The 12390-nt window shown below is 66.6% G+C and carries 12 protein-coding genes; 9 read left to right on the top strand and 3 right to left on the bottom strand.

From position 1 onward, the window contains the following. The first annotated feature begins 30 nt into the window (after positions 1-30). The 6 genes from OG716_RS29960 (at position 31) to OG716_RS29935 (ending at position 6496) form a co-directional block, all read left to right on the top strand. Positions 31-1317, top strand: coding sequence for an AAA family ATPase (locus tag OG716_RS29960; RefSeq protein ID WP_405133876.1), 1287 nt, complete (start codon positions 31-33; stop codon positions 1315-1317). After that, positions 1314-2300: a tetratricopeptide repeat protein gene (locus OG716_RS29955; protein WP_405133875.1), complete on the top strand. Its 987-nt coding sequence runs from the start codon at positions 1314-1316 to the stop codon at positions 2298-2300. Before OG716_RS29960 ends, OG716_RS29955 begins: the two co-directional genes overlap by 4 nt. A gap of 126 nt (positions 2301-2426) precedes the next feature. Continuing rightward, entirely contained in the window at positions 2427-3458 is a 1032-nt protein-coding gene (locus tag OG716_RS29950; protein WP_405133874.1) for a tetratricopeptide repeat protein, read from the top strand. Positions 3459-3511: 53 nt separating this feature from the next. Next, positions 3512-4495 (top strand): Acg family FMN-binding oxidoreductase, encoded by a 984-nt coding sequence (locus tag OG716_RS29945; RefSeq protein WP_405133873.1) that lies wholly within the window; start codon positions 3512-3514, stop codon positions 4493-4495. Positions 4496-4583: 88 nt separating this feature from the next. Then, on the top strand, positions 4584-5012 hold the full coding sequence (locus OG716_RS29940) for a Fur family transcriptional regulator (RefSeq protein ID WP_405133872.1): 429 nt from the start codon (positions 4584-4586) through the stop codon (positions 5010-5012). A 20-nt stretch (positions 5013-5032) separates the two neighbouring features. After that, positions 5033-6496 (top strand): catalase, encoded by a 1464-nt coding sequence (locus tag OG716_RS29935; RefSeq protein ID WP_405133871.1) that lies wholly within the window; start codon positions 5033-5035, stop codon positions 6494-6496. A gap of 89 nt (positions 6497-6585) precedes the next feature. On the opposite strand, the gene OG716_RS29930 is transcribed toward OG716_RS29935, so the two are convergent. After that, complete coding sequence (locus OG716_RS29930) at positions 6586-7203, bottom strand: TetR/AcrR family transcriptional regulator (protein ID WP_405133870.1); 618 nt, start codon at positions 7201-7203, stop codon at positions 6586-6588. A gap of 120 nt (positions 7204-7323) precedes the next feature. Between OG716_RS29930 and OG716_RS29925 the strand changes: the two genes are divergently transcribed. From OG716_RS29925 to OG716_RS29915, 3 genes are all read left to right on the top strand, one after another. Then, positions 7324-8064 carry an SDR family oxidoreductase gene (locus OG716_RS29925; RefSeq protein WP_405133869.1) on the top strand — a complete coding sequence of 247 codons (741 nt, stop codon included), beginning with the start codon at positions 7324-7326 and terminating at the stop codon, positions 8062-8064. Between the two features lie 162 nt (positions 8065-8226). Beyond that, positions 8227-9510: a low temperature requirement protein A gene (locus OG716_RS29920; protein WP_405133868.1), complete on the top strand. Its 1284-nt coding sequence runs from the start codon at positions 8227-8229 to the stop codon at positions 9508-9510. Beyond that, positions 9507-10007, top strand: coding sequence for a hypothetical protein (locus OG716_RS29915; RefSeq protein ID WP_405133867.1), 501 nt, complete (start codon positions 9507-9509; stop codon positions 10005-10007). The genes OG716_RS29920 and OG716_RS29915 overlap by 4 nt, the downstream gene beginning before the upstream one ends. 114 nt (positions 10008-10121) lie before the next feature. On the opposite strand, the gene OG716_RS29910 is transcribed toward OG716_RS29915, so the two are convergent. Next, the gene (locus OG716_RS29910; protein WP_405133866.1) at positions 10122-11147 is read right to left on the bottom strand and encodes a phosphotransferase family protein; all 1026 of its coding nucleotides are present in this window, start codon (positions 11145-11147) and stop codon (positions 10122-10124) included. Positions 11148-11149: 2 nt separating this feature from the next. After that, positions 11150-12265, bottom strand: coding sequence for a hypothetical protein (locus OG716_RS29905; RefSeq protein ID WP_405133865.1), 1116 nt, complete (start codon positions 12263-12265; stop codon positions 11150-11152). Positions 12266-12390: the final 125 nt, after the last annotated feature.

Below are 12390 nucleotides of genomic sequence, written 5' to 3'. Positions count from 1 at the left end.
ACAACAGTCCGTACTTTGTCTGGGGGAGCATTGACCGACGATCCGGTGATCACCGAACTCCTGACCGTGCTCGCGCAGCATCCGGAGTTGCTCCCCCTCCGCACCCGGGTGATCGAGCTGCTCGCCGACCGCGGCCGCTACGCCGAGGCCCTGACGCACTGCGCCACCGCGCTCGGGCAGGACCCCGGCAATGCGGCGACCATGGCGCTCCTGCAGCGCTGCACCGCGGCCCTGGCCGCCGGCGCGGCAGCGGCGCCGCAGCTCACGCCGCCGGCGGAACCCGCGGCCGCCGCGCCGGTCGAACCGGCCGATCCGCCGAAGTCCGCGCGCGGCAACGGTTTCGACTGGGATGCGGCGGAACGTGAGGTCGGCGACATTATCAAACCGGCCTTCGTGGACGACGACAGCGAACCGCTGGTGGTCACCGAGGGCGATGTCGGCATGTTCGAGAAGCCGAAGGTGGCGCTCTCCGATGTGGGCGGTATGGAGGACGTCAAGAAGCAGCTGGACCTGTCGCTGCTGGGCCCGCTGCGCAATCCGGAACTGGCGCGCGCGTTCGGCACCAGCGCGCGCGGTGGCCTGCTGCTGTACGGGCCGCCCGGCTGCGGCAAGACCTTCATCGCCGCCGCGGTGGCGGGGGAGCTGGGCGCGAACTTCTATCCGATCGAGATCGCCGAGATCCTCGATATCCATTTGGGTGCGAGTGAACGCAACCTGCATCAGATCTTCGAGGTTGCGCGCCGCAATGCGCCGTGTGTGCTGTTCATCGACGAGATCGACGCGCTCGGCTACAAGCGCAGCCAGATGTCCGGTTCGGCGGGGCTGCGCACCGTGGTGAATCAGCTGCTCACCGAAATGGATTCGGCCACCGGCAATAACGAGGGCGTCTACATCCTCGGTGCCACCAATCATCCGTGGGATATCGATGTCGCGCTGCGCCGGCCCGGCCGCTTCGACCGCATGGTGCTGGTGACCCTGCCCGATCCGGAGGCCCGGGTCTCGATCCTGCGTCACCATCTGAAGGACCGCCCCATCGAGGGCATCGATCTCAAGGCCATCGCCAAGCGCACCGAATCCTTCTCGGGCGCGGACCTCGCGCACGTCTGCACCTCCGCCACCCAGCTCGCCATGGCGGACTCGCTGCGCACCGGCACGGTGCGCCCGGTCCGCATGGCCGATATCGATCAGGCGCTCACCCAGATCCGCCCCAGCACCGGCGCCTGGTTCGAATCCGCCCGCAATGTGGTCGAATTCGCCAATAACGACGGCACCTACGATGAGCTCGCCGCCTATATGAAGCGCATGAAGGTGCGGTGAGCGCGGAGCTCGACCGCGCCCGAATCCTCGTCGACCTCAACCGTTTCGAGGCCGCCCGGGAGGAGCTGGCCCGGGCGCTGGCCGCGACGCCGGACGATGCCGAGGCGCTGACGCTGCTGGCGGTGGCGAGTCTCGGCCTGCGCGATCGTCGCGAGGCGGTCGCGCAGAGTACGGCGGCCCTGCGCGCGAATCCGGAATCCCAGTGGGCTTTGCGGGTATTGGCCCTGTCGAGTGTCGGATTGGCGGAGTCCGTTCGCGTAACAGACCGCGTGCAATGGCGCACCCTGCGCGAGCAAGCACGCGATGCGGCCCGGCGCGCTACGCAACTGGGTCCGCACGAACCGCAGAATTATCGAGTGCTGGCCATAGTTCTGGAGTCCGCGGACCGCGATGCGGCGGTGCGCGCCCTGGCCCGCGCCATCGAACTCGCACCCGAGAATGCGGCCCTGCGGGTGCTGCACGCGGGCATGCTGCGCCGCACTCCCGGCGACACCAGGAAACAGTCGGAAGCGGCAGCGCGGGAGGCGCTTCGCATCGACCCGGAGAATGTCGACGCCCTGGAAGAGTTGGCGCTCAACGATATGATCTCCGGCCGGGTCCGCCCCGCCCGGCGCACTCTGCTCCGCGTCGCCGAATTGGACCCGTCTCGCGGCGACAGTGTTCGTGCGCGGCTGGCCACGCTCCGCAGCGGCGTGGTGTTCAGAATCGCGGCAACGCTGCTCCGCCGCTCCCGGACGTGGCCGGATCGCCCGGTCCGCCCGCCTCGCCCGCTCCCGCGGCGCCGCACCGTCTTCGCGGTCACGGTCGGCGGCTTCTTCACCATCCGCCTATTGCTGTACGCCGCAGGCTGTTCCCCCGACTCCACCCCGGAAGCCCCCGTCCCGCCCCCGACGTTCATGCCCACATTCGACCCGTGGCCGACGCTCGGCAGCCCCTGGTTCACACTGCCGCCCGAGCCGGCCCCGCCTTCGGCGCATCCCTGAATTCAGGTGTACCGCCGCATTATTCGTTCCGTGAGATTTTTGGGGGATAGACGCCGGTAGACCGCGATGACCATTGTGGTAACGGCTGAACGATCGAGGTTTTGCTCGTGGAAAGGTTTTCGGGGGATGGACGGCAGCAGAATTGCGAAGGCTCGCGTTTTGATGGAATTGGGCCGGTTCGCGGGGGCGCGGGAGCTGCTGGGGGAGGTGCTGGCCGGGGATCCGGAAAACGCGGTGGCGCTTGCGGATATGGCCGAGGTGGCGTTTCGGCTGCGGGAGTACGGGCGGGCGCTGGAGTTCAGTGCGGCGGCGCTGCGGCGGACTCCGGAGGACACCTTCGTCTGGCGGGTGCGGGCGCTGGCGGAGCTGGCCTTGGCGCGGGACGCGAGCTTGGGGCCGGTGGTGGTGCGTGAGCATCGGGCCGCCGCGGTGGCTGCGGCATGGCGGGCAGTGGAGATCGACCCCGAAAATGCCGACAATCTGCGCATTCTCGCTGCCACGCTGCGGGACGAGGAGCCGGTGGCGGCCCTGCAGAAGCTGGCCGCGGCGCTGGAGGTCGATCCCGACAATGTGGGGGTATACCTGTTGCGCGGGCTGATTCTGCGTCGGAATCTGCGCGGGCCCGATTCGCTGCGGCTGGCCGAGGAGGCTTTTCGCGCGGTACTGCGCCTGGATCCGGAGAATGCGGAGGCGCTGTACGAGCTGGCGCTCATCGATCTGGAACGCGGCAATCGCGCTGCGGGAGAAGAACAATTGCGACGGGTGGCGCGATTGGATCCGGAGTACGGCGACGCCGTCCGCGAGAATCTGGAATGGCTTGCCAGAGAGGACGATCGCCTCGCGGCTGCCGCCCGGGCGACCGCCGAAACCACCCGTCCGGCCGGGCGCGACTACGGTCCGTCATCCACGGTTGCGGCGCGGCCGGCCGGTAAACCGGGCCGGGGGCGCAGGTACGGCTGGGCGATCGCGGCCCTGGTGTTCCTCATCGTCCGGCTGGCCGCGGCCGGTGTCGCCCATGATTCGGGGAGCCGATCCACCACGCCGTCCCGGCTCCCGTCGAATTATCTGCAATCCCAGATTCGCATCCCGTCTTTTCCGAACTGGCCCCGGCAGACCTTTCAGGTGCCGCCGATATCACAGCCGAAACCGAGCTCCTGACAATTGCCGTATGTTCGCTATGGAGAGTTTCGGAAGAACGGAACGTTGTACCCATGGCAGAAAAACAGCTCGACATGGAGATATTCGAATCCGCGATCGCTCTGGCGGTGCGCGCGCCCTCGGTGCACAACACGCAGCCGTGGCGCTGGCGCCTCGCCGGAGGCGGTATCGACCTGCACGCCGACCGAACCCGTCAGCTGAATGTGTCCGACCCCACCCAGCGTGAATTGCTCTTGAGTTGCGGGGCTGCGCTGCATCATCTGCGAGTGGCGTTGGCCGTGCACGGTATGGCCGCCGATGTCACCCATCTGCCGGACCCGGCGGATCCGGATCACCTCGCGCACATCGCGGTCACCCCGCAGGGGCCCACCGGCGCCGATATCGATCTGGCCGCCGCCGTCCTGCACCGCCAGTCGGATCGGCGGCGCTACGGTTCCCGCCCGGTCCACAGCCGTCACCTGCGTCAGGTCGCCGTCGGCGCCGCGGGCTTCGGCGCGGTGGCCCGCGAGGTTCCGCCCACACTGCGCGCGACCCTGGCCCGCACCACCCGCGTCGCCGCCGATCGGCACGCCGCAGACCTCGACTACCTCGGCGAACTGTCCGCCTGGAGTGGCCGGACCGGTGCGAATGACGGTGTCCCCGCGCGCAATTCCGCGTACATTCCGCCCTCCGGCGAGATTCGGCAGCGGAAATTCGTGCAGCCCATGCTCACCGATCCGGCCCCGGCCCCGGACGCCTCGGAGTGGCTGGTCCTGTGCACCCCCGCCGACGACCGCCGCGCCCAACTGCGCGCCGGTGAAGCGGCCAGCGCGCTGCTGCTGACCGCGACGGAACTCGGCCTGTCCACCTGCCTGCAGACCGAGCCGATCGAAATGCCGGATCTGCGCGCCGCCATCCGTGCCGAGGTGCTTTTCGACTGCGCGTATCCGCAATCCCTCGTGCGCCTGGGCTGGCCCTCGCCGACCGCCGCGCCGCTCCCGCTGGCCCCGCGCCGCGAGCCCGCCGATGTGATCGACGGCTACACCGCGGCCTACTGACGAACCTTTCATCTACACCCGCCGAACCCTCCACCGGTACCCGCGCCTTTTCTTGACTTATTCCAGAAACGGGGGCAGTGTGGAGCACATGCACTCCGGTTATGACGCTCGGGAGCGGCTGCGGGCAGTGGGCCTGCGGGTCACCGCTCCCCGGGTCGCGGTACTGGATGCGGTCGCCTTGGCCTCGCATTCCGATACCGACGGGGTGGCTGCGAAGGTGCGGGAGACGCTCGGATCGGTCTCCACCCAGGCCGTGTACGACGTGTTGAAGGCCTGTGTGGGCGCCGGACTGCTGCGGCGGATCGAGCCCGCGGGCTCACCGGCGCTGTACGAGGCGCGCACCGGGGACAACCACCACCATCTGGTGTGCAGGAAGTGCGGGACAGTCGTCGATATCGACTGTGTCGCCGGCGCGGCGCCCTGTCTGGAACCCGATCGAGCCCACGGTTTCACCATTGATGAAGCCGAGGTCGTGTTCTGGGGGCTGTGCCCCGAATGTGGCCCACAGTCGTCCTAACACCTCGAGGAGGCTTTCGAATGACCAAGCCGACCACCACCAATACCGGCACCCCGGTCGTGAGTGACAACGAATCGCTCACCGCCGGCACCCAGGGCCCGATCCTGCTGCACGACCACTATCTGATCGAGAAGCTGGCCCAGTTCAACCGGGAACGCGTCCCGGAGCGCATCGTGCATGCCAAGGGCGCGGGCGCATTCGGCGAACTGGTGGTCACCAATGACGTCAGCCGCTTCACCAAGGCGAAGCTGTTCCAGCCCGGCGCCCGCACCGAATCGCTGGTGCGGTTCTCCACTGTCGCCGGTGAGCAGGGCAGCCCCGACACCTGGCGTGACCCGCGCGGATTCGCGATGAAGTTCTACACCGAGGACGGCAATTACGACCTCGTCGGCAATAACACCCCGGTCTTCTTCATCAAGGATCCGATCAAGTTCCCGGACTTCATCCGATCCCAGAAACGCCTGCCCGGCAACGGACTTCGCGATCACAATATGCAGTGGGACTTCTGGACCCTGCGCCCGGAGACCGCGCACCAGGTGACCTGGCTGATGGGCGATCGCGGTGTGCCCAAGTCCTACCGGCATATGAACGGGTACGGCTCGCACACCTACCAGTGGATAAACGCTGCGGGCGAACGTTTCTGGGTGAAGTACCACTTCAAGACCGACCAGGGTGTGGAGAGCCTGACCCAGGCCGAGGCGGATACCCGCGCGGGCACCGATCCAGACTTCCATCGCCAGGATCTGTGGGAGTCCATCGAGCGCGGCGACTTCCCGAGCTGGACGGTGAACGTACAGGTCATGCCGGTCGCGGACGCCGAGGGCTACCGCTTCAATCCGTTCGATCTGACAAAGGTGTGGTCGCACAAGGACTACCCGCTGATCGAGGTCGGCAAGTGGACGCTCAACCGCAATCCGGGCAATTACTTCGTCGAGATCGAGCAGGCCGCCTTCGAACCGTCGAATGTGGTTCCGGGCATCGGTTTCTCGCCCGACAAGATGCTGCTGGGCCGCGTGTTCGCCTATGCCGACGCACACCGCTACCGCATCGGCACCAACTACGCGCAGCTGCCGCCGAACCGGGCCAAGGCCGCGGGGGTGAACTCCTACTCCAAGGAGGGCGCCATGCGGTACGAGTACAACGGCGCGGATGTGCCTGTGTACGCACCGAATTCGTACGGCGGACCGCATGCGGACCCGTCGCTGGCGCCCGATGGCGGCCTGTGGGACTTCGAGCCCACCATGGTGCACGCCGGATACATCGAGCACGCCGAGGACGGCGATTTCACGCAGCCGGGCACGCTGGTACGCGAGGTGCTGAACGATGATCAGCGAGATCGCCTGGTGGGCAATGTGGTCGGGCATGTGCTCGGCGGGGTGCAGGAACCGGTGCTGAGCCGTGTCTTCGAGTACTGGAAGAACATCGATTCCGAGATCGGCAAGCGCATCGAAGAGGGTGTGCGCGCCGGGCTCAACGGCAAGTGAGCCGCAGCTAGTCGAAAGTCACGGGCCCGCATGGTGATTCGTCGCCATGCGGGCCTTCCTGTGCGCTACGTGCCATTGATGCGTGCACGCTACGCGCCATTGATGATCGAGTCGGTGAGGCGATCGGCGGTAGCGCGGTCGAGTGGGGCGTGGCCGAGTATGAAGCGGTACCAGAAGACGCCGTAGAACTGATCCACCATGAGATCGAGATCGGCCCCGGCGGGCAGTTCGCCACGCTGCTGTCCGCGAATGAGTATGTCGTGCACGGCCGTTCGTCGCTGTGCGGTGAAAGCGCGCATGAGTTCGGCCAGGTGCGGATCGCGTGCGGCCTCTCGGGCCACGGTGCGCAGTGCGGGGCCGGTCGGTTTCCGCTGTGCGCCCGTGAAGGTGGCCTCGACGACGGTGCGCAGATCCTCCCGCATCGATCCGCTGTCGGGTGCCGGAACGTCGATCGTGGCTCGCTCGAGCAGTGCGTCGAGCAGCAGTGCGCCCTTCGACGGCCACCACCGGTAGACGGTCTGCTTCCCGACCTCCGCCGCCTTGGCGATGGCGTCGATGGTGATGGGTGCGCCGTCCGATTCGGCGAGCAGTCGCAGGGCGGTATCCAGGATGGCCTGGTGCGTTGCCTCATTGCGCCGCCTGCCCGTGTGCGGCCGCTCCGGATTGGGCTGTGCCCCGGTCGATTTCACGGCCCCGGTCGATTTCACGCTCTACCTCCTGTGATCCAACTCACTGCTTTGTCGAGACTAAAAGTCTCGATAGCACTGTTATCAAGACTGTAGGTCTCGTAAGGATAGAGCGGGACAACAGCGAGAGAGGCGTCAGACATGACCACCAATGATTCAGCCACGGTGCAGCGCGTCGTCGTCATGGGCGGCAGCTCCGGTATCGGCGAGGCCACCGCGACCGCTTTCGCCGCCGGCAATGCCGAGGTCGTGATCACCGGCCGCACCCAGGACAAGATCGATGCGGCCCTGGCCCGGATCGGCGGCAAGAGCACCGGCTTCCGCATGGACGCCACCGATCAGGCCGATATCGAGGCCTTCTTCGCGCAGTCCGGCCCGATCGACCACCTGGTCATCGCGGTCAGCGGGGCGGCGGGCAGCGGTCCCTTCGCGGAACTGAACCTCGATGATCTGGCCGCGGGCTTCGATCAGAAGTTCTGGGCCCAGGTCCGCATCCTCAAAGCCGCACTGCCGCAACTGAACCCGACCGGCTCGGTCACCCTGATCACCGCCGGTTCGTCCCGCGCCGCCTTCCCCGGCACGGTCGGCCTGGCCGCGATCAACGGCGCCCTCGACGCTATGGTCCCGCCGCTGGCCGTGGAGCTCGCCCCGGTGCGCGTCAATGCCGTCTCGCCCGGCGTCATCGACACCCCGTGGTGGGATCGTGTCCCCGCGGCCCAGCGTCAGGCCCTCTTCGTCGGCATGGTCGCCACCACCCCGGTCGGCCGCGTCGGCCGCCCCGAGGACATCGCCCGCGCCGTCCACATGCTCGCCACCAACGGCTTCATCACCGGCGTGGTCCTGGACGCCAACGGCGGCACCAACCTCCCCACCGGCCGCTGATCGCCCCTGAGCGGCCGCGGACCTGGTCACCTCTGACGAGTGGCCAGGTCGCCCGGCATTCTCCGGCCGGGTCTGCCCGGTGTTCTGCGGCTAGGTCGCCCGGCGGTCTCACGCCAGGTCACTCGGCCTGTCGCAGACCGGATCGCACAGTAGTTTGATGGCATGCTCGACCCCCAGCCGCCGAAGCTGCCCGCGCCGGCCGACTCGCCCTCCCGATGCGATTCGGTACCGGCCATGCTTGCAAATCCCACCGCCACTGTGGTTTCCGAGGACCGTGCTGGCGTCTCGGTCCCCGCCTCCGGTGTGGATTTCGTCGCGGGCTCGGATTCCGCTGTGGCGGTGGAGGTTACCGTGCCGCGGCGGGCGACCTGGTTCGAGTGTTTCGGGGATCTGGTGTTCGTGGCTGCTATCGGGCAGGTGACGCATCGGGTGGGGGCGCATCCGGATGATGGGTCGGTGGCCGCGGCGGCGGGGTTGTTCGTGCCGCTGTGGTGGGCGTGGGTTTTGTATGCGGTGCATGCGAATCGGGCCGATCGGGATTCGAATCCGCATCGGCTGCTGACCACCGCCGGGTTGGCGGGGGTCGTGGGCATGGCGGTGTTCGCGGGCGGGGTCGGGCGCGGGTCGGATGCCGATGCGGGGTTCGTGATCGCGTATCTGGTGGCGCGGGCCGGTGTGGCGGCGCTGTACGGGTGGGATTCGCGCCGGGATGTGGCGCTGCGGCCGGTATTCCGTTCCTTCACACTGGGTTCGGCGGCGAGCGCCGTATTGTGGCTCGGCGGACTGGTTTTCGAGGCCGGGCCGCTGCGCTACGGCATCTGGGCGGCCGCCATGCTCTTCGAATTGGCGCTGCCGCTGCTGGCGGGCCGGCGACTCGCGCGGGTCTCGCAGGAGACCGAACATCTGCAGGAGCGCTTCGGGCTCTTCACGATCATCGTGCTCGGCGAATCGGTGCTCGGTTTCACCAATGGCCTGGCGGCGGCCCGCACCGCGAGCTGGGCCGGGGTGACGGCGGTGGCCGCCTTCGCGCTCACCGCCGGGCTGTGGTGGTCGTACTTCAATGGCGGCAAAATGCGGCCGAACGCGCACGCCCAGCTGGCCCGGACCGGAAAGCTGCTGCACATCTACGTTTTCGGGCATCTGCCGCTGCTGCTGGGCCTGGCCCTGACCGGTGCGTCGATGGGTATCGCGGTGTCCGCGTGCATTGTCGGCGGCGTGGCGGTCTATCTGCTCTCGGTGGCGATGATTCGCTCCGCCTTCACCGGTTTCGGGGAGGGTGTGGTCGTGATCCGGGTGCTCACCGCGGCGCTCGCCCTGGCCTCGCTCCCGCTCGCGACCCATGTTCCGGTGGCGGCATTGCTGACCGTGCTGGCGGTGCTGCTTGCCGTCTCGGTCATGGTGGAAGCCCCGTTCCATCGCCGTCGAATGGCCATCGCCGCAGCGTGATTCAGCGCTTCCCGCGCAGCTCCGGATCGAGTCCGTCGAGGATGCAGCCGATCTGGATATCGAACTGCTTGCGCTGCGCCTGCGCTGAAAAGGTCCACCTGCCCGATCGGCTCGTTGTTCGAATTCCATCGATAGCCGCGCAAGCGCTGCTGAAGCTCGTCGCCTGGTCAGACAGGCACTGGGATGACAGAAAAGATGCTATCGACCTCGCTACGATGCTCGACTGGTACAACGCAGGACGACACCTCAACCTTTTATACGAGGAGTACACCGAATTACTCGTCGGATACGACTACGACACAGCGCTCGCAAGTGCACATCGGCTCGGGTACGACATGGCAAGCCCTTTGGATAATTCTGCGCGGGCCGGGGTCCGAAGCCTATTCACCGATCCGAGCCGTCTGGAGCGACTGGCGAATGACATGAACGGCGCCTTCGATCGGCAGTTCCTGCGAGTATCAGCGATGTTCCGAGGTATCTCCGGCGAGTCGACGTGAAACAAAAGATCCGCTAGTCGTTATGAACCAAGAACTCCAACCCCCTGGGTGTCAGGTCTGGGGGTTGAGTTCTTCGAGTCAATTGCTTCTCAGTGAGAGGGTCGGTCTCGTGTATCAGGGCAGTAGCTGCTCGATTCGGGCTGTGCAGAATCCGGTGATGTTCATTTCCGGCGGCAGTTGGATGCGATTGGCCATGCGCAGCAGGGGGACTGACAGCAGCACGGCTGCGAGGATCTCGTTGAAGCGGAGGTTGCGGACCGGCATTCCGGTGCGCTTCTCGTAGTACGCGATGGTCTCCTCGCGGGTCGGCGTACCGGCCAGCGGCGCATGACCCTCGAATTCGCTACTGGCCCAGTCCAGGAACAGCAGCCAGCCCAGATCGGCCTCGTGATCGCCGAGATACGCGATCTCCCAATCCAGCACGCCACTGACCTGGAAGTCGTTGTCGTACAGAATATTCGACATGCGGGCATCGCCCCAGCAGAGTGTGGCGTGCTCCGGCACGTAGCTGTTGTCCCGCAGGTAGGCCAGCGCCCGCTCATAGGTCTCGGGCAGTGCTCCCTCGGTGGCCCAGCGCAGTGCCGAATCCAGATAGTTGACGATCTGCTCGACCGGCCCGCTGCCGTGCTTCGGCATCGCCAGGAAATCGAGATCCAGTGCGCGCCAATCCAGCCGGTGAATATCGGCGATGGTATCGACGCACCCCCACCACATGCGCTCGCGCTGCTCTGGCGTGGCCTCGAAGTAATTGCCCGCCGAATGGTACGAGGGGTAATCACTGGGCGCCTGGCCCGCGAGCCGGTTCATCACGAAGTACGGACTGCCGAGGGTTTCGCCCTCCCGGTCCAGCCACAGCGGTGTGGCGACCGGAATATCCGTAGCCGCCAGCCGCTTCATGACCAGCACCTGCCGCAGCAGGTCGTAGTCGGGGAACAGCGACATCTCCGGCGGTCGCCGGAAAACCAGGGGCAGCGCGCCGCTTTCGTCTTCGAGCTCGAAAAGGAAGGTCTCGGTGGCGAATCCGCGATCGGTGCGATTGAAATTGCGAACTCGGGCCGCGCCGGAGACCGGGAAGTTCTGGTGCACAGCGGGTTCCAGTGCCGCTGCCAGCCGCTCTGCTGACAGTCGCTCGGTGCTCAAGGTCAGTACCCCTTGTATCCGTAGCGCTCGTTGCGGCCCATGAAGACCATTTCGACCAGCCCGTAGCCGACCTTTCCCTCGGTTTCGATCTTGCAGAAGGTCTCGCTGAGCATGCTGGCCTGCTTCAGGTCAGCCGTATCGGTGAGGTCGGCGACAAAGCTGTCGCTCCAGTCCTCGCCCTTCCACAGCCCCGAGGCGTACCCGCGGTAGAAGTCGTAACCGGCGATGCCGGGCCAGAAGTCGCCGACCGGGGTGATGGTGAATTCCCGGGTCTTGCCGAGCGCGTCGACGATAGTGAAGGTGCCGCCGCTGACAATGCGGAAGTCGTCGCGGAAGGTCAGATCGTGGCCGGCGTCGCGGACCGGCTGCGGCTCGGTATCGGCGCCGAGCGGCGAGAGAATATTGCCCTCGAAGTGCCAGCGGGCGCCCTCGGGCGTCTCGCGCTGCGCGAAATGCACCAGCTCATCCTCGAATTGGAAGATGCCCATGTAGTAGAGGACGCCGTCCGGGATCTCGTTCGGCTGCAGTGTTCCGGCGCCCTCGTTGATGGCGCCGCCGCCACCGCCGTGCCGGGTGCCCCAGGAGTGATCGCGGCCGAACCACCAGTCCGCGGGATCGATCTCGATGCGCTCGCCGTCGTACTCCAGCCAGCCGGAGACGCGGCCGTTCTGGTAGTACCGCCGGGCATCCTCGCGGACGCGGCCGCGGGTGCGGAAGAAGGCGGGCTCCTGCTCGTAAGCCGGGAACTGTGCGTCGAATTCGAGCTGCAGCTTGATGCCGTGCTCATTGTCGGCGAGGGTGGCGCGCACCTTCTGCAGCGGTTCGATGATCTCGTAGGTGAAAGGCCCGACCTGCCAGGAGCCGATCCCGTCGTAGCGGGCGTCGATCTGCCGGGACATGCGGATGGTGTGCGCCTTGTCGCCGATGGTGATCATGGCGTAGGCGTCGATCAGGTTCCGGTTGGGGTAGCGCGCCATGCCGGTCATCACGCTCACCCGGCGGGTTTTGTCGAAGCCGTACATGACCACCCGCTCGGTCCAGCGCAGATCGCTCTGCTGGACGTGGTCGAAGGTGGTGGGCAGCTGGTGGCAGAGCAGTTCGTCCTGGGGTGTGAGCATCGGCGGGTGCCTCTCGGTGCATGTGGCCGCGGCCACATAATTAGAATACGAGGTGCAGCGTATTTGAAACCTGTTCTGGATGTAACCTCATCCGCAGATTTTCTTTTCGACCCCGACGGGAGAGT

It is taken from the genome of Nocardia sp. NBC_01388 (genome assembly GCF_045040085.1).
Classification (GTDB): Bacteria; Actinomycetota; Actinomycetes; order Mycobacteriales; family Mycobacteriaceae; genus Nocardia.
Note: the sequence above shows the minus strand (reverse complement) of the source record. Positions and strands in the feature narration are given on the sequence as shown.

Coding starts and splice junctions, on each gene's coding strand:
- OG716_RS29950 (WP_405133874.1), top strand. CDS start 2,427: ATGGACGGCAGCAGAATTGCGAAGGCTCGCGTTTTGATGGAATTGGGC.
- OG716_RS29945 (WP_405133873.1), top strand. CDS start 3,512: ATGGCAGAAAAACAGCTCGACATGGAGATATTCGAATCCGCGATCGCT.
- OG716_RS29940 (WP_405133872.1), top strand. CDS start 4,584: ATGCACTCCGGTTATGACGCTCGGGAGCGGCTGCGGGCAGTGGGCCTG.
- OG716_RS29935 (WP_405133871.1), top strand. CDS start 5,033: ATGACCAAGCCGACCACCACCAATACCGGCACCCCGGTCGTGAGTGAC.
- OG716_RS29925 (WP_405133869.1), top strand. CDS start 7,324: ATGACCACCAATGATTCAGCCACGGTGCAGCGCGTCGTCGTCATGGGC.
- OG716_RS29920 (WP_405133868.1), top strand. CDS start 8,227: ATGCTCGACCCCCAGCCGCCGAAGCTGCCCGCGCCGGCCGACTCGCCC.
- OG716_RS29905 (WP_405133865.1), bottom strand. CDS start 12,265: ATGCTCACACCCCAGGACGAACTGCTCTGCCACCAGCTGCCCACCACC.